13 protein-coding genes are annotated in these 17,206 nt (G+C 57.3%); all 13 read left to right on the forward strand.

What is annotated here, in order from left to right:
• The first annotated feature begins 194 nt into the window (after positions 1-194).
• The 13 genes from rplJ (at position 195) to rplB (ending at position 17,191) form a co-directional block, all read left to right on the forward strand.
• Positions 195-695 (forward strand): 50S ribosomal protein L10, encoded by a 501-nt coding sequence (gene rplJ, locus BLR26_RS05950; RefSeq protein WP_045190247.1) that lies wholly within the window; start codon positions 195-197, stop codon positions 693-695.
• 78 nt (positions 696-773) lie between these two features.
• Entirely contained in the window at positions 774-1,139 is a 366-nt protein-coding gene (rplL, locus tag BLR26_RS05955) for a 50S ribosomal protein L7/L12 (protein ID WP_043861936.1), read from the forward strand.
• A 219-nt stretch (positions 1,140-1,358) separates the two neighbouring features.
• Positions 1,359-5,432, forward strand: coding sequence for a DNA-directed RNA polymerase subunit beta (gene rpoB / locus BLR26_RS05960; RefSeq protein WP_045202245.1), 4,074 nt, complete (start codon positions 1,359-1,361; stop codon positions 5,430-5,432).
• Positions 5,433-5,496: 64 nt separating this feature from the next.
• Positions 5,497-9,696 (forward strand): DNA-directed RNA polymerase subunit beta', encoded by a 4,200-nt coding sequence (gene rpoC / locus BLR26_RS05965; RefSeq protein WP_045202248.1) that lies wholly within the window; start codon positions 5,497-5,499, stop codon positions 9,694-9,696.
• Between the two features lie 210 nt (positions 9,697-9,906).
• The gene (rpsL, locus tag BLR26_RS05970) at positions 9,907-10,278 is read left to right on the forward strand and encodes a 30S ribosomal protein S12 (protein WP_003186084.1); all 372 of its coding nucleotides are present in this window, start codon (positions 9,907-9,909) and stop codon (positions 10,276-10,278) included.
• Between the two features lie 120 nt (positions 10,279-10,398).
• A complete protein-coding gene (gene rpsG / locus BLR26_RS05975) occupies positions 10,399-10,869 on the forward strand; it encodes a 30S ribosomal protein S7 (protein WP_008089143.1) in 471 nt (156 codons plus the stop codon).
• Positions 10,870-10,899: 30 nt separating this feature from the next.
• Entirely contained in the window at positions 10,900-13,047 is a 2,148-nt protein-coding gene (fusA, locus tag BLR26_RS05980; RefSeq protein WP_045202252.1) for an elongation factor G, read from the forward strand.
• A 30-nt stretch (positions 13,048-13,077) separates the two neighbouring features.
• Positions 13,078-14,271: an elongation factor Tu gene (gene tuf, locus BLR26_RS05985; protein WP_010220303.1), complete on the forward strand. Its 1,194-nt coding sequence runs from the start codon at positions 13,078-13,080 to the stop codon at positions 14,269-14,271.
• Positions 14,272-14,413: 142 nt separating this feature from the next.
• Positions 14,414-14,725, forward strand: coding sequence for a 30S ribosomal protein S10 (rpsJ, locus tag BLR26_RS05990; RefSeq protein ID WP_003186070.1), 312 nt, complete (start codon positions 14,414-14,416; stop codon positions 14,723-14,725).
• A gap of 80 nt (positions 14,726-14,805) precedes the next feature.
• Complete coding sequence (gene rplC / locus BLR26_RS05995) at positions 14,806-15,441, forward strand: 50S ribosomal protein L3 (protein ID WP_010220304.1); 636 nt, start codon at positions 14,806-14,808, stop codon at positions 15,439-15,441.
• A gap of 12 nt (positions 15,442-15,453) precedes the next feature.
• The gene (gene rplD / locus BLR26_RS06000) at positions 15,454-16,056 is read left to right on the forward strand and encodes a 50S ribosomal protein L4 (protein WP_010220305.1); all 603 of its coding nucleotides are present in this window, start codon (positions 15,454-15,456) and stop codon (positions 16,054-16,056) included.
• The gene (rplW, locus tag BLR26_RS06005; RefSeq protein ID WP_010220306.1) at positions 16,053-16,352 is read left to right on the forward strand and encodes a 50S ribosomal protein L23; all 300 of its coding nucleotides are present in this window, start codon (positions 16,053-16,055) and stop codon (positions 16,350-16,352) included. Before rplD ends, rplW begins: the two co-directional genes overlap by 4 nt.
• A 14-nt stretch (positions 16,353-16,366) precedes the next feature.
• Positions 16,367-17,191 (forward strand): 50S ribosomal protein L2, encoded by an 825-nt coding sequence (gene rplB / locus BLR26_RS06010; RefSeq protein WP_038606161.1) that lies wholly within the window; start codon positions 16,367-16,369, stop codon positions 17,189-17,191.
• Positions 17,192-17,206: the final 15 nt, after the last annotated feature.

Genomic DNA, 17,206 nt, shown 5'->3' on the forward strand with positions numbered 1-17,206 from the left:
AACCCGGTGCGAGTGATCGCACCAGGTTGAAAAATTGGGGTCCCTGCCTGGCGGGGGCTATCCAAGACCGTAGGCGACGCAAGTCTTAAACCACAAGCCTACGCAGATGGTGCCCCTGGTTCCTTACCGAATCAGACACCAAAACGACATCCGGCCCCGGCTGGATGAAACGGTAACAAGCAGGAGTTTTACCCGTGGCAATTAAACTCGAAGACAAGAAGGCCATCGTCGCTGAAGTCAACGAGGCTGCCAAAGTCGCTCTGTCTGCTGTCGTGGCTGATGCCCGTGGCGTGACTGTAGGCGCAATGACCGGACTCCGTAAAGAGGCTCGTGAAGCTGGCGTTTACGTACGTGTTGTACGTAACACCCTGCTCAAGCGCGCTGTTGCTGACACTGAATTCAGTGTCCTCAACGACGCCTTCACCGGCCCTACCCTGATCGCGTTCTCCAACGAACACCCGGGCGCTGCTGCCCGTCTGTTCGCAGAATTCGCCAAGGGTCAGAGCAAGTTCGAGATCAAGGCAGCTGCGTTCGACGGCAAGTTCCTTGCCGCAAACCAGATCGACGTGTTGGCTTCGCTGCCGACCCGCGACGAAGCTATTGCAAAGCTGATGAGCGTGATCCAAGGCGCTACCAGCAAGCTGGCTCGTACTCTGGCAGCCGTTCGCGACCAGAAAGAAGCTGCTGCAGCCTAAGGCGCAGAAAGCACTTTCGAAATCATACGTTTAATTTGATGGCTGCGTAGGCTGTCACCCCAATACAGGATTTAAGTCATGTCTCTGACTAACGAGCAAATCATCGAAGCAATCGGCCAGAAAACCGTTCTGGAAGTTGTTGAGCTGATCAAAGCAATGGAAGAAACCTTCGGCGTTACCGCTGCTGTTGCCGCTGCTGGCCCAGCTGCTGCCGCTGCCGTTGTTGAAGAACAAACCGAGTTCAACGTTGTTCTGGTTGCCGCTGGCGACAAGAAAGTAAACGTGATCAAGGCTGTTCGCGAACTGACCGGCCTGGGCCTGAAAGAAGCCAAGGAAAAGGTTGATACCGCTCCTCAGGTTGTTGCTGAAGGCGTTTCGAAAGAAGCCGCTGACAAAGCTAAAGCTGACCTGGAAGCAGCAGGCGCTACCGTCGAACTGAAATAATTTCGACTGTGCGTCTCCAGCCCGAGCGACAAGCGAAAGGCTGATGGCTGGTGGCTCTTGCCACCGGCCTTTTTCCGTTATTGGCAGCTGACCAGGTCGGCGCTGATAACGAGCTGCAACCACCAATGATGGTGGCGCAAACCAAGGGGTTTGCACGATTTTCTGGCTGCTCCCGTCGGGAGAAGCCAAACAAGCAGGTGACCAAGCTGGGGAACGCTGATGGCTTACTCATACACTGAGAAAAAACGTATCCGCAAGGACTTTAGCAAGTTGCCGGACGTCATGGATGTGCCTTACCTCCTGGCCATCCAGCTGGATTCGTATCGTGAATTCTTGCAAGCGGGAGCGACCAAAGATCAGTTCCGCGACGTGGGCCTGCATGCGGCCTTCAAATCGGTTTTCCCGATCATCAGCTACTCCGGCAATGCTGCCCTGGAGTACGTTGGCTATCGTCTGGGCGAACCGGCTTTTGATGTCAAAGAATGCGTATTGCGTGGCGTGACCTACGCGGTGCCGCTGCGGGTAAAAGTCCGCCTGATCATTTTCGACAAAGAATCGTCGAACAAAGCGATCAAGGACATCAAAGAGCAAGAAGTCTACATGGGTGAAATCCCCCTGATGACTGAAAACGGTACCTTCGTAATCAACGGTACCGAGCGTGTTATCGTTTCCCAGCTGCACCGTTCGCCGGGCGTGTTCTTCGATCACGACCGCGGCAAGACGCACAGCTCTGGCAAACTGCTGTACTCGGCGCGGATCATTCCTTACCGCGGCTCGTGGCTGGACTTCGAATTCGATCCGAAAGACTGTGTATTCGTCCGTATCGACCGTCGTCGCAAACTGCCTGCGTCGGTTCTGCTGCGCGCGCTGGGCTACAGCACTGAAGAAGTGCTGGACGCTTTCTACACCACCAACGTTTTCCACGTGTCGGGCGAGAAGCTCAGCCTGGAGCTGGTGCCTCAGCGCCTGCGTGGTGAAGTTGCGGTCATGGACATCCATGACGAAACCGGCAAGGTCATTGTCGAGCAAGGTCGTCGTATCACTGCTCGCCACATCAACCAGCTGGAAAAAGCTGGCGTCAAGCAGCTGGACGTGCCGCTGGAATACGTCCTGGGCCGCACTACCGCCAAGGCGATCGTGCACCCGGCTACCGGCGAGATCCTGGCTGAGTGCAACACCGAGCTGAGCACCGACGTCCTGGTGAAAATCGCCAAGGCCCAGGTTGTTCGCATCGAGACCCTGTACACCAACGACATCGACTGCGGTCCGTTCATCTCGGATACCCTGAAGATCGACTCCACCAGCAACCAACTGGAAGCGCTGGTCGAGATCTATCGCATGATGCGTCCTGGCGAGCCGCCAACCAAGGATGCCGCCGAGACCCTGTTCAACAACCTGTTCTTCAGCGCCGAGCGTTACGACCTGTCGGCCGTAGGCCGCATGAAGTTCAACCGTCGTATCGGTCGCACCGAGATCGAAGGTTCGGGCGTGCTGAGCAAGGAAGATATCGTCGAGGTCCTCAAGACCCTGGTCGACATCCGTAACGGCAAAGGCATCGTCGACGACATCGACCACCTCGGTAACCGTCGCGTCCGCTGTGTCGGCGAGATGGCCGAGAACCAGTTCCGCGTTGGCCTGGTGCGTGTAGAGCGCGCGGTCAAAGAGCGTCTGTCGATGGCAGAAAGCGAAGGCCTGATGCCTCAGGACCTGATCAACGCCAAGCCGGTTGCGGCGGCGGTGAAAGAGTTCTTCGGCTCCAGCCAGCTCTCGCAGTTCATGGACCAGAACAACCCGCTGTCCGAGATCACCCACAAGCGTCGTGTCTCTGCACTCGGCCCTGGTGGTCTGACCCGTGAGCGCGCAGGCTTCGAAGTCCGTGACGTACACCCGACCCACTACGGCCGCGTGTGCCCGATCGAGACCCCTGAAGGTCCGAACATCGGTCTGATCAACTCCCTGGCGGCATACGCTCGCACCAACCAGTACGGCTTCCTGGAAAGCCCGTACCGCGTGGTGAAAGAGGGCGTGGTTACCGACGACATCGTGTTCCTGTCGGCGATCGAAGAAGCTGATCACGTCATCGCCCAGGCTTCGGCCACGATGAACGAGAAGAAGCACCTGATCGATGAGCTCGTAGCTGTTCGTCACCTGAACGAATTCACCGTCAAGGCGCCGGAAGACGTCACCCTGATGGACGTTTCGCCGAAGCAGGTAGTTTCGGTTGCAGCGTCGCTGATTCCGTTCCTCGAGCACGACGACGCCAACCGTGCGTTGATGGGTTCGAACATGCAGCGTCAGGCTGTACCAACCCTGCGCGCCGACAAGCCGCTGGTCGGTACCGGCATGGAGCGCAACGTTGCCCGTGACTCCGGCGTTTGCGTCGTGGCCCGTCGTGGCGGCGTGATCGACTCTGTCGATGCCAGCCGTATCGTTGTTCGCGTTGCCGATGACGAAGTTGAAACCGGTGAAGCCGGTGTCGACATCTACAACCTGACCAAATACACCCGTTCGAACCAGAACACCTGCATCAACCAGCGTCCGCTGGTTAACAAGGGTGACGCGGTTCAGCGTGGCGACATCATGGCCGACGGCCCGTCCACCGACATGGGTGAACTGGCGCTGGGTCAGAACATGCGCATCGCGTTCATGGCGTGGAACGGCTTCAACTTCGAAGACTCCATCTGCCTGTCCGAGCGTGTTGTTCAGGAAGACCGCTTCACCACGATCCACATCCAGGAACTGACCTGTGTGGCCCGTGACACCAAGCTTGGCCCAGAGGAAATCACCGCGGACATCCCGAACGTCGGTGAAGCTGCGCTGAACAAGCTGGACGAAGCCGGTATCGTTTATGTTGGTGCTGAAGTTGGCGCTGGCGACATCCTGGTCGGCAAGGTCACGCCAAAAGGCGAAACCCAGCTGACTCCGGAAGAAAAACTGCTACGCGCAATCTTCGGTGAGAAAGCCAGCGACGTTAAAGACACCTCCCTGCGCGTGCCTACCGGCACCAAAGGTACTGTCATCGACGTGCAGGTCTTCACCCGTGATGGCGTCGAGCGCGACAGTCGTGCGCTGTCCATCGAGAAGATGCAGCTGGACGAGATCCGCAAGGACCTCAACGAAGAGTTCCGCATCGTCGAAGGCGCAACCTTCGAACGTCTGCGTTCGGCCCTGAACGGCCAGGTTGTCGACGGTGGTGCAGGCCTGAAGAAAGGCACTGTGATCACCAACGAAGTCCTGGACGGTCTGGAGCACGGCCAGTGGTTCAAACTGCGCATGGCCGAAGACGCGCTGAACGAGCAGCTCGAGAAGGCCCAGGCCTACATCGTTGATCGTCGCCGTCTGCTGGACGACAAGTTCGAAGACAAGAAGCGCAAGCTGCAGCAGGGCGATGACCTGGCACCGGGCGTACTGAAGATCGTCAAGGTCTACCTGGCAATCCGTCGCCGCATCCAGCCGGGCGACAAGATGGCCGGCCGTCACGGTAACAAAGGTGTGGTCTCGGTGATCATGCCGGTCGAAGACATGCCGCACGACGCCAACGGTACTCCGGTCGACGTGGTCCTCAACCCGTTGGGCGTACCATCGCGTATGAACGTCGGTCAGATCCTCGAAACCCACCTGGGCCTGGCGGCCAAAGGTCTGGGCGAGAAGATCAACCGCATGCTCGAAGAGCAGCGCAAGGTCATCGAGCTGCGCAAGTTCCTCACCGAGATCTACAACGAGATCGGTGGTCGTCAGGAACAACTGGAGACCTTCTCCGACCAGGAAATCCTGGACCTGGCGAAGAACCTCAAAGGCGGTGTGCCAATGGCCACTCCAGTCTTCGACGGTGCCAAGGAAAGCGAGATCAAGGCCATGCTGAAGCTGGCAGACATGCCAGAAAGCGGTCAGATGCAGCTGTTCGACGGTCGTACCGGCAACAAGTTCGAGCGTCATGTGACCGTTGGTTACATGTACATGCTCAAGCTGAACCACTTGGTGGACGACAAGATGCACGCGCGTTCCACTGGTTCTTACAGCCTGGTTACCCAGCAGCCGCTGGGTGGTAAGGCGCAGTTCGGTGGTCAGCGTTTCGGGGAGATGGAAGTGTGGGCGCTGGAAGCATACGGCGCGGCATACACCCTGCAAGAAATGCTCACAGTGAAGTCGGACGACGTGAACGGTCGGACCAAGATGTACAAAAACATCGTGGACGGCGATCACCGTATGGAGCCGGGCATGCCCGAGTCCTTCAACGTGTTGATCAAAGAGATTCGTTCGCTCGGTATCGATATCGATCTGGAAACCGAATAACACGTGACGCGAATCGGGAGCGTGGCTGAAAAGCCCGCTCCCTGCTCCGCCAGGAGGAAAGGCCTTGAAAGACCTACTGAATTTGCTGAAAAACCAGGGTCAAGTCGAAGAGTTCGACGCCATCCGTATCGGATTGGCCTCGCCTGAGATGATCCGTTCGTGGTCGTTCGGTGAAGTTAAAAAGCCGGAAACCATCAACTACCGTACGTTCAAACCCGAGCGTGACGGCCTGTTCTGCGCCAAGATCTTTGGCCCAGTCAAGGACTACGAGTGCCTGTGCGGTAAGTACAAGCGCCTGAAACACCGCGGCGTGATCTGCGAGAAGTGCGGCGTTGAAGTCGCCCTGGCCAAGGTTCGTCGTGAGCGCATGGCGCACATCGAACTGGCTTCGCCGGTTGCCCACATCTGGTTCCTGAAGTCGCTGCCGTCCCGTATCGGCCTGCTGATGGACATGACCCTGCGTGATATCGAGCGCGTTCTCTACTTCGAGAGCTATGTCGTTATCGACCCGGGCATGACCACCCTGGAAAAAGGCCAGCTGCTCAACGACGAGCAGTACTTCGAAGCGCTGGAAGAGTTCGGTGACGACTTCGACGCCCGCATGGGTGCCGAGGCTGTCCGCGAGCTGCTGCACGCTATCGACCTGGAGCACGAGATCGGTCGCCTGCGCGAAGAGATTCCGCAGACCAACTCGGAAACCAAGATCAAGAAGCTGTCCAAGCGTCTGAAACTGATGGAAGCCTTCCAGGGCTCGGGCAACCTGCCTGAGTGGATGGTCCTGACCGTTCTGCCGGTTCTGCCGCCAGACCTGCGTCCACTGGTTCCGCTGGATGGCGGTCGCTTCGCGACTTCCGACCTGAACGACCTGTATCGTCGGGTGATCAACCGTAACAACCGTCTGAAGCGCCTGCTCGACCTGTCCGCGCCGGACATCATCGTGCGCAACGAAAAGCGCATGCTGCAGGAAGCGGTCGACGCCTTGCTGGATAACGGCCGTCGCGGTCGTGCCATCACCGGCTCGAACAAGCGTCCTCTGAAATCCCTGGCCGACATGATCAAGGGTAAGCAAGGTCGTTTCCGTCAGAACTTGCTCGGTAAGCGCGTTGACTACTCCGGCCGTTCGGTAATTACCGTAGGTCCGACCCTGCGTCTGCACCAGTGCGGTCTGCCGAAGAAAATGGCTCTCGAGCTGTTCAAGCCGTTCATTTTCGGCAAGCTGGAAATGCGTGGTCTGGCGACCACCATCAAGGCCGCCAAGAAGATGGTCGAGCGCGAGCTGCCAGAGGTCTGGGACGTTCTCGCCGAAGTGATTCGCGAACACCCCGTACTGCTCAACCGTGCGCCGACCCTTCACCGTCTGGGTATCCAGGCCTTTGAACCGGTACTGATCGAAGGTAAGGCTATCCAGCTGCACCCGCTGGTCTGTGCTGCGTACAACGCCGACTTCGACGGTGACCAAATGGCCGTTCACGTGCCGCTGACGCTGGAAGCCCAGCTCGAAGCGCGCGCGCTGATGATGTCGACCAACAACATTCTGTCGCCAGCCAACGGTGAGCCAATCATCGTTCCGTCGCAGGACGTTGTACTGGGTCTGTACTACATGACCCGTGAAGCCATCAACGCCAAGGGCGAAGGTCGCGTGTTCGCCGACCTGCAGGAAGTCGACCGCGTATTCCGCGCCGGCGAAGCTGCCCTGCACGCCAAGATCAAGGTTCGTATCAACGAAACCGTAAACGATCGTGATGGCGGCAGCGTCAAGAACACCCGTATCGTCGACACTACTGTCGGCCGTGCGCTGCTGTTCCAGGTTGTACCGCCAGGTCTGTCGTACGACGTGGTCAACCAGCCAATGAAGAAAAAGGCGATCTCCAAGCTGATCAACCAGTGCTACCGCGTGGTTGGTCTGAAAGAGACCGTGATCTTCGCTGACCAGCTGATGTACACCGGTTTTGCCTACTCGACCATCTCCGGCGTTTCCATCGGTGTTAACGACTTCGTTATCCCGGATGAAAAAGCCCGCATCATCGGTACCGCTACCGACGAAGTGAAAGAGATCGAGAGCCAGTACGCCTCCGGCCTGGTAACCCAGGGCGAGAAGTACAACAAAGTCATCGACTTGTGGTCCAAGGCGAACGACGAAGTTTCCAAAGCGATGATGGCCAACCTCTCGAAAGAGAAAGTCATCGACCGCAACGGCGACGAAGTCGAGCAAGAGTCCTTCAACTCGATGTACATGATGGCTGACTCCGGTGCCCGGGGTTCGGCAGCTCAGATTCGTCAGCTGGCCGGTATGCGTGGTCTGATGGCCAAGCCGGACGGCTCGATCATCGAGACGCCGATCACCGCGAACTTCCGTGAAGGTCTGAGCGTACTCCAGTACTTCATCTCGACTCACGGTGCTCGTAAGGGTCTGGCGGATACCGCGCTGAAAACCGCGAACTCCGGTTACCTGACTCGTCGTCTGGTAGACGTTGCCCAGGATCTGGTGGTTACCGAGATCGACTGCGGCACCGAGCAAGGCCTGCTGATGACGCCGCACATTGAAGGCGGCGACGTTGTAGAGCCACTGGGTGAGCGTGTACTGGGTCGTGTTATCGCCCGTGACGTGTTCAAGCCAGGCACCGACGACGTTATCGTTCCGGCTGGTACCCTGGTCGACGAGAAGTGGGTCGAATTCATCGAGCTGAACAGCATCGACGAAGTGATCGTGCGTTCGCCGATCAGCTGCGAAACCCGCTACGGCATCTGCGCCAAGTGCTACGGTCGCGACCTGGCTCGCGGTCACCAGGTGAACATCGGTGAAGCTGTCGGCGTTATCGCTGCCCAGTCGATCGGTGAGCCGGGTACCCAGCTGACCATGCGTACGTTCCACATCGGTGGTGCTGCAAGCCGGACCTCGGCTGCCGACAGCGTCCAGGTGAAGAACGGCGGTATGGTTCGCCTGCACAACCTGAAACAGGTTGAGCGTGCCGACGGTAACCTGGTTGCCGTATCGCGTTCCGGTGAGTTGGCGATTGCCGACGAATTCGGTCGTGAGCGTGAGCGTTACAAGCTGCCTTACGGTGCGGTCATTTCCGTGAAGGAAGGCGACAAGGTCGACGCTGGCGCAATCGTCGCCAAGTGGGACCCGCACACCCACCCGATCGTTACCGAAATGAAAGGTACCGTGACCTTCGTGGGCATGGAAGAAGGCATCACCATCAAGCGTCAGACTGACGAATTGACTGGTTTGACCAACATTGAGGTTCTGGACGTCAAAGACCGTCCGGCTGCAGGTAAGGAAATCCGCCCTGCAATCAAGATGGTCGACGCCAATGGCAAGGATCTGCTGCTGCCAGGTACCGACGTACCGGCTCAGTACTTCCTGCCGGCGAACGCCCTGGTTGGTGTGGCTGACGGTGCCCAGATCGGCGTCGGTGACGTTATCGCGCGTATCCCGCAAGAAACGTCGAAGACCCGTGACATCACCGGTGGTCTGCCACGGGTTGCCGACTTGTTCGAAGCCCGTCGTCCGAAAGAAGCCTCGATTCTGGCTGAAGTCAGCGGCACCATCGCCTTCGGTAAAGAGACCAAGGGCAAGCGCCGTCTGGTCATCACCCCGAACGATGGCAGCGATCCGTACGAAGAGCTGATTCCGAAGTGGCGTCACCTGAACGTCTTCGAGGGCGAACAGGTTAACCGCGGCGAAGTTATCTCCGACGGTCCAAGCGATCCGCACGACATCCTGCGTCTGCTGGGTGTAAGCGCGCTGGCCAAGTACATCGTCAACGAGATTCAGGACGTTTACCGTCTGCAAGGCGTGAAGATCAACGACAAGCACATCGAGACCATCCTGCGTCAGATGCTGCGTAAAGTTGAGATCACCGAGTCCGGCGATTCCAGCTTCATCAAGGGCGACCAGATGGAACTGACCCAGGTACTGGTAGAGAACGAGCGTCTCGGCGCAGATGACAAGTTCATCTCCAAGTTCTCGCGCGTACTGCTGGGTATCACCAAGGCCTCGCTGTCCACCGAATCGTTCATCTCGGCGGCTTCCTTCCAGGAAACCACCCGCGTACTGACCGAAGCGGCGGTAACAGGCAAGCGCGATTACCTGCGCGGCCTGAAAGAAAACGTGGTCGTGGGTCGTCTGATCCCGGCCGGTACCGGTCTGGCCTACCACAGCGAGCGCAAGCGTCGCCGTGATGCCGACAAACCGCTGCGCGTAAGTGCCAGTGAGGTGGAAGCCGCACTGACCGAAGCGCTGAATTCCAGCGGTAACTGAAAGTAGGATAGGGCCCCGGCAAACCTGTTTTGGCCATCGGCGACATAATTTGTTGCCGATGACTGGAAGGGGAGGGCCGGGGCCTTGTCTTGACTGGGGGCAAGATCCTCTTTAGACTCTTGTACCCCTAAATTTGGTGGGACTCCGTCCTGCCAATTTTTGCTTTTCTTGCAAGACAATAGCGTCGCAAGACAACAGTGGAGCTAGTAGATGGCAACTATCAACCAGCTGGTACGTCAGCCGCGTAAGCGTATCGTCGAGAAATCCGACGTTCCTGCGCTGCAGAACTGCCCGCAACGTCGTGGCGTGTGCACCCGTGTGTACACCACCACGCCGAAAAAACCTAACTCGGCACTGCGTAAAGTTTGCCGTGTGCGTCTGACCAACGGTTTCGAGGTTTCCTCGTACATCGGCGGTGAAGGCCACAACCTGCAAGAGCACAGCGTCGTACTGATCCGTGGCGGTCGTGTAAAAGACTTGCCAGGTGTTCGTTACCACACCGTTCGCGGCTCCCTGGATACCTCCGGCGTCAAAGGTCGTAACCAAGGTCGTTCGAAGTACGGTACCAAGCGTCCGAAGTAATCGGCCGTTTGTCGCAGTTTGCAGTTATCAATTTTATTGAGTCGATAAGAGTAAGGTCGGGCACGCACCCTTAAGGGGCACTGTCCCGGGCTAACCTGAAGACCGTTTGAGGGCTTATCAATGCCAAGACGTCGTGTAGCAGCCAAGCGTGAGATTCTGGACGATCCAAAATACGGAAGCCAGATCCTCGCCAAGTTCATGAACCACGTAATGGAAAGCGGCAAAAAAGCCGTTGCCGAGCGTATCGTTTACGGTGCACTGGACAAGGTTAAAGAACGCAAGAACAGCGATCCCCTGGAAATCTTCGAGAAAGCTCTCGACGCCATCGCTCCGCTGGTCGAAGTTAAGTCGCGCCGTGTTGGCGGTGCCACTTACCAGGTTCCTGTTGAAGTTCGTCCATCCCGTCGTAACGCCCTGGCAATGCGCTGGTTGGTAGACTACGCCCGCAAGCGTGGCGAGAAGTCCATGGCTCTGCGCCTGGCTGGCGAGCTGCTGGATGCTGCTGAAGGCAAAGGTGCTGCAGTCAAGAAGCGTGAAGACGTACACCGTATGGCCGAAGCCAACAAAGCGTTCTCGCACTACCGCTTCTAATTCTGGCATCACTATTTTTGCGAGGGCTCTATGGCTCGTACTACACCAATCAACCGCTACCGTAACATCGGTATTTGCGCGCACGTTGACGCGGGCAAAACTACCACTACCGAGCGGATCCTGTTCTACACAGGCCTGAGCCACAAGATGGGCGAGGTGCATGACGGCGCCGCGACCACCGACTGGATGGTGCAGGAGCAGGAGCGGGGTATTACCATTACCTCCGCTGCTGTTACCACCTTCTGGCAGGGTTCCCGTGGCCAGTATGACAACTACCGCGTAAACGTCATCGATACCCCCGGCCACGTTGACTTCACCATTGAAGTAGAACGTTCGCTGCGCGTACTCGACGGCGCGGTCGTTGTGTTCTGCGGCACTTCCGGCGTTGAGCCACAGTCCGAAACCGTATGGCGTCAAGCCAACAAGTACGGCGTTCCACGTGTTGTTTACGTGAACAAGATGGACCGTGCCGGTGCCAACTTCCTGCGCGTCGTAGGTCAGATCAAGAACCGTCTGGGTCACACCCCGGTTCCTGTTCAGCTGGCCATCGGTTCGGAAGATAACTTCCAGGGTCAGGTCGACCTGATCAAGATGAAGGCTATCTACTGGAACGACGACGACAAAGGCACCACTTATCGCGAGGAAGAAATTCCTGCCGATATGCTGGAGCTGGCTGAAGAGTGGCGCGCCAATATGGTCGAAGCCGCTGCCGAAGCTAACGAAGAGCTGATGAACAAGTACCTTGAAGAAGGTGAGCTGACCGTCGAAGAAATCAAAGCCGGTCTGCGCGCGCGCACCCTGGCCAGCGAGATCGTTCCGGCTGTCTGCGGTTCGTCGTTCAAGAACAAGGGCGTTCCCCTGGTTCTCGACGCCGTTATCGACTTCCTGCCTGCTCCGACCGAAATCCCGGCGATCAAGGGTATCCACCCTGATCTGATCGAGAAGCCGAAAGAAGAGCTGGTTGACGCCGACTACGACGAGCGTCATGCCGACGACAACGAGCCGTTCTCGGCTCTGGCGTTCAAGATTGCCACCGACCCGTTCGTGGGTACTCTGACCTTCGTCCGCGTTTACTCGGGTATGCTGCAGTCCGGCGACTCCGTGATCAACTCGGTCAAGGGCAAGAAAGAGCGCGTTGGTCGTATGGTGCAGATGCACGCCAACCAGCGTGAAGAAATCAAAGAAGTACTGGCAGGCGACATCGCTGCTCTGATCGGCATGAAGGACGTCACCACCGGTGACACCCTGTGCAACGCCGACAAGCCGATCATCCTCGAGCGTATGGACTTCCCGGAGCCTGTGATCTCGGTAGCTGTTGAGCCGAAGACCAAGCAAGACCAGGAAAAGATGGGTATCGCACTGGGCAAGCTGGCTCAGGAAGACCCGTCGTTCCGCGTCAAAACCGACGAAGAAACCGGCCAGACCATCATCTCCGGTATGGGTGAGCTTCACCTGGACATCCTCGTTGACCGCATGAAGCGCGAGTTCAACGTCGAAGCCAACATTGGTAAGCCACAGGTTTCGTACCGCGAGCAGATCACCAAGGACAACGTCGAGATCGAAGGTAAGTTCGTTCGTCAGTCCGGTGGTCGCGGTCAGTTCGGTCACTGCTGGATTCGCTTCTCGCAGCCAACAGTGGACGCACAAGGCAACATCACCGAAGGCCTGGAATTCACCAACGAGGTTGTAGGTGGTGTGGTTCCTAAGGAATACATCCCGGCGATCCAGAAGGGTATCGAAGAGCAGATGAAGAACGGCATCGTTGCCGGCTATCCGCTGATCGGCCTGAAGGCTACCGTGTTTGATGGTTCCTACCACGACGTCGACTCCAACGAGATGGCGTTCAAGGTGGCGGCCTCCATGGCGACCAAGCAACTCGCAGCCAAAGGCGGCGGTAAAGTGCTTGAGCCGATCATGAAGGTAGAAGTTGTGACCCCTGAGGACTACATGGGTGACGTGATGGGTGACCTGAACCGTCGTCGTGGTCTGATCCAGGGTATGGAAGATTCGGTGTCCGGCAAGGTTGTCCGTGCTGAAGTTCCGCTCGGAGAAATGTTCGGTTATGCGACCGACGTTCGTTCCATGTCTCAGGGTCGCGCGAGCTACTCCATGGAATTCTCCAAATACGCCGAAGCTCCGTCGAATATCGTCGAAGCACTCGTTAAAAAACAAGGCTAATCCAGCCCTTTAGGCAAGAGGTTCACTGTCGTGGCTAAAGAAAAATTTGATCGTTCCCTTCCGCACGTCAACGTTGGCACCATCGGTCACGTTGACCACGGTAAAACCACTCTGACCGCAGCTCTGACTCGCGTCTGCTCCGAAGTTTTCGGTTCGGCCGTCGTCGAATTCGACAAGATCGACAGCGCTCCAGAAGAGAAAGCTCGCGGTATCACCATCAACACCGCACACGTCGAGTACAACTCGAACATTCGTCACTACGCTCACGTCGACTGCCCAGGTCACGCTGACTACGTGAAGAACATGATCACCGGTGCTGCCCAGATGGACGGCGCGATCCTGGTTTGCTCGGCCGCCGATGGTCCGATGCCACAAACCCGTGAGCACATCCTGCTGTCCCGTCAGGTTGGCGTTCCGTACATCGTGGTCTTCCTGAACAAGGCTGACCTGGTAGACGACGCTGAGCTGCTGGAACTGGTCGAGATGGAAGTTCGCGACCTGCTGTCCACCTATGACTTCCCAGGCGACGACACCCCGATCATCATCGGTTCGGCTCGTATGGCGCTGGAAGGCAAAGACGACAACGAAATGGGCACCACCGCTGTCAAGAAGCTGGTTGAGACTCTGGACAGCTACATCCCAGAGCCTGAGCGCGCTATCGACAAGCCGTTCCTGATGCCAATCGAAGACGTATTCTCGATCTCGGGTCGTGGTACCGTTGTTACCGGTCGTATCGAGCGTGGTATCGTCCGCGTTCAAGACGCCCTGGAAATCGTTGGTCTGCGTGACACCACCACCACCACCTGCACCGGTGTTGAGATGTTCCGCAAGCTGCTGGACGAAGGTCGTGCTGGCGAGAACTGCGGCGTGCTGCTGCGCGGCACCAAGCGTGACGACGTTGAGCGTGGCCAGGTTCTGGTCAAGCCAGGTTCGGTCAAGCCGCACACCAAGTTCACCGCAGAAGTTTACGTTCTGAGCAAAGAAGAAGGCGGTCGTCACACTCCGTTCTTCAAAGGCTACCGTCCACAGTTCTACTTCCGTACTACTGACGTGACTGGTAACTGCGAGCTGCCAGAAGGCGTTGAAATGGTAATGCCAGGTGACAACATTCAGATGACTGTTACCCTGATCAAAACCATCGCGATGGAAGATGGTCTGCGTTTCGCTATCCGTGAAGGCGGTCGTACCGTCGGCGCCGGCGTCGTAGCCAAAATCATCGAGTAATCGTTGATCGCTTAAAAAGGCCCCCGCTCAGCGGGGGCTTTTTTATTGGGTTGACACTCAGTGGGGCCCTCTATAGAATCACGCCTCCTTTTAACGGGCGTAGTGCGCCCGGTGGGAATAGCAGCCTGGAGTCTGAAATCCAATGCAAAATCAGCAAATCCGTATCAGGTTGAAGGCTTTTGACCATCGCCTGATCGACCAATCCACCCAGGAAATCGTGGAAACCGCGAAACGTACTGGTGCTCAAGTGCGTGGTCCAATTCCACTGCCTACCCGTAAAGAGCGGTTCACCGTTCTGGTCTCCCCGCACGTCAACAAAGACGCGCGTGACCAGTACGAGATCCGTACTCATAAGCGCGTACTGGACATCGTCCAGCCAACGGATAAAACCGTTGATGCTCTTATGAAGCTTGATCTTGCGGCCGGTGTGGAAGTGCAGATCAGCCTCGGCTAAGACACGGTCTTAGTCGTGTAACGCTCTGAAATGGGCGGCCATAGCGGGTGAAAGCCCCGTACACTCATGAGGTTTACAACATGACTATTGGTGTAGTCGGTCGTAAATGCGGTATGACCCGTATTTTCACCGAAGAAGGTGTCTCCATTCCGGTCACGGTCATTGAGATCGAGCCGAATCGCGTCACCCAGTTCAAAACTGAAGAAACCGATGGCTATCGTGCAGTGCAAGTCACTGTCGGTGAGCGTCGCGCTTCGCGCGTGACTGCTGCTCAAGCAGGTCACTTCGCCAAGGCGAACGTTGCCGCGGGTCGCGGTGTCTGGGAATTCCGCCTTGAAGAAGGTGAGTTCCAGGCCGGTGATTCGATCAACGCTGAAATCTTCGCTGCAGGTCAGCTGGTAGACGTTACCGGCCAGTCCAAGGGTAAAGGCTTTGCCGGTACCATCAAGCGCTGGAATTTCCGCGGTCAAGATAACACCCACGGTAACTCCGTCTCCCACCGCGTCCCGGGCTCTATCGGCCAGTGCCAGACTCCTGGTCGTGTATTCAAGGGCAAAAAAATGTCCGGTCACATGGGCGCCGAGCGCGTGACCGTTCAGTCCCTCGAAGTAGTGCGCGTCGACGCTGAACGCAATCTGTTGCTGGTCAAGGGTGCCGTTCCAGGCGCAACTGGCAGCGATCTGGTTGTGCGTCCGGCTGCCAAGGCTCGCGGTTAAGGGGAAGCTGACATGCAACTAAATGTAAATGACGCTCAAGCGATCGAAGTTTCCGAACTGACTTTCGGCGGCGAATTCAACGAGACGCTGGTACACCAAGCAGTCGTGGCCTACATGGCCGGCGGCCGTCAGGGCACCAAGCAGCAGAAAACCCGTTCCGACGTTGCTGGTGGCGGTAAGCGCCCATGGCGTCAGAAAGGCACTGGCCGTGCTCGTGCCGGTACTATCCGTAGCCCAATCTGGCGTGGCGGCGGTACCACTTTCGCAGCTCGTCCTCAGGATCACTCGCAGAAGCTCAACAAGAAGATGTACCGCGCAGCAATGCGTTCCATCCTCGCTGAGCTGGTGCGTACCGACCGTCTGGTCGTGGTTCAGGACTTCGCTGTTGAAGCACCGAAAACCAAAGACCTGCTGAACAAGCTGAACGGCATGGGTCTGAGCGACGTTCTGATCGTTTCGGACGCTGTTGATCAGAACCTGTACCTGGCTGCTCGTAACCTGCCGCACGTCGACGTACGTGACGTACAGGGTTCCGATCCGGTCAGTCTGATCGCATACGACAAAGTGTTGATCACTGTGTCGGCCGTGAAGAAATTCGAGGAGCTGCTGGGATGAACCAGGAACGCGTATTTAAAGTCCTCCTTGGCCCGCATGTTTCCGAGAAGGCTACCGTTCTGGCTGAGAAAAAAGGCCAGTTCGTATTCAAGGTTGCTACTGACGCAACCAAGCTGGAAATCAAGAAAGCTGTCGAAGGCCTGTTCGGCGTAAAAGTCGAAAACGTGTCGACTGTAAACGTTCTGGGTAAAACCAAGCGTACCGCACGTGGTCTGGGCAAGCGCAATGACTGGAAGAAAGCGATCGTTTCGCTTCAGCCAGGCCAAGATCTCGATTTCAGCAGCAGTGCTGAGTAAGGAAGGGGTGCATCATGGCAATCGTTAAATGCAAACCGACTTCCCCTGGCCGCCGTTTCGTGGTCAAGGTGGTCAACAAGGAGCTGCATAAAGGCGCTCCTCACGCACCGCTGCTCGAGAAGAAATCGAAGTCTGGTGGTCGTAACAACAATGGCCGTATCACTACTCGTCACGTAGGTGGTGGTCATAAGCAGCATTACCGTATGGTCGATTTCCGTCGCAACGACAAAGATGGCATCGTCGCCACTGTCGAGCGTATCGAATACGATCCAAACCGTACTGCTCACATCGCACTGCTGTGCTACGCAGACGGCGAGCGCCGCTACATCATCGCCCCTAAAGGCGTTGCTGCTGGCGACCAGCTGATCGCAGGCGCTCTGGCTCCAATCAAGCCAGGCAACTCCCTGCAACTGCGCAACATCCCAGTGGGTAGCACCATTCACGGCATCGAACTGAAGCCGGGCAAAGGTGCACAGATCGCTCGTTCCGCTGGTGCTTCGGCTCAGCTGATCGCTCGCGAAGGTGTCTATGTGACCCTGCGTCTGCGCTCTGGTGAAATGCGTAAAGTCCTGGCTGAATGCCGTGCGACCCTGGGTGAAGTCTCGAACTCCGAGCACAGCCTGCGTTCGCTGGGTAAAGCTGGTGCCAAACGCTGGCGTGGCGTTCGCCCAACCGTTCGTGGTGTTGCCATGAACCCGGTTGACCACCCACATGGTGGTGGTGAAGGTCGTACCTCCGGTGGTCGTCATCCGGTATCGCCATGGGGCTTCCCGACTAAGGGCGCGAAGACTCGTGGTAATAAGCGTACCGACAACATGATCGTCCGTCGTCGCAAGTAAATAGAGGGATACGAC

This window comes from Pseudomonas sp. UC 17F4 (assembly GCF_900101695.1).
Taxonomy (GTDB): Bacteria; Pseudomonadota; Gammaproteobacteria; order Pseudomonadales; family Pseudomonadaceae; genus Aquipseudomonas.

Excerpts from the sequence above, each read along its gene's own strand:
- rplC (WP_010220304.1), top strand. The coding sequence starts at position 14,806 with ATGACTATTGGTGTAGTCGGTCGTAAATGCGGTATGACCCGTATTTTC.
- rpsJ (WP_003186070.1), top strand. The coding sequence starts at position 14,414 with ATGCAAAATCAGCAAATCCGTATCAGGTTGAAGGCTTTTGACCATCGC.
- rpsL (WP_003186084.1), top strand. The coding sequence starts at position 9,907 with ATGGCAACTATCAACCAGCTGGTACGTCAGCCGCGTAAGCGTATCGTC.
- rplW (WP_010220306.1), top strand. The coding sequence starts at position 16,053 with ATGAACCAGGAACGCGTATTTAAAGTCCTCCTTGGCCCGCATGTTTCC.
- fusA (WP_045202252.1), top strand. The coding sequence starts at position 10,900 with ATGGCTCGTACTACACCAATCAACCGCTACCGTAACATCGGTATTTGC.
- rplB (WP_038606161.1), top strand. The coding sequence starts at position 16,367 with ATGGCAATCGTTAAATGCAAACCGACTTCCCCTGGCCGCCGTTTCGTG.
- rplL (WP_043861936.1), top strand. The coding sequence starts at position 774 with ATGTCTCTGACTAACGAGCAAATCATCGAAGCAATCGGCCAGAAAACC.
- rpsG (WP_008089143.1), top strand. The coding sequence starts at position 10,399 with ATGCCAAGACGTCGTGTAGCAGCCAAGCGTGAGATTCTGGACGATCCA.
- rpoB (WP_045202245.1), top strand. The coding sequence starts at position 1,359 with ATGGCTTACTCATACACTGAGAAAAAACGTATCCGCAAGGACTTTAGC.
- rplD (WP_010220305.1), top strand. The coding sequence starts at position 15,454 with ATGCAACTAAATGTAAATGACGCTCAAGCGATCGAAGTTTCCGAACTG.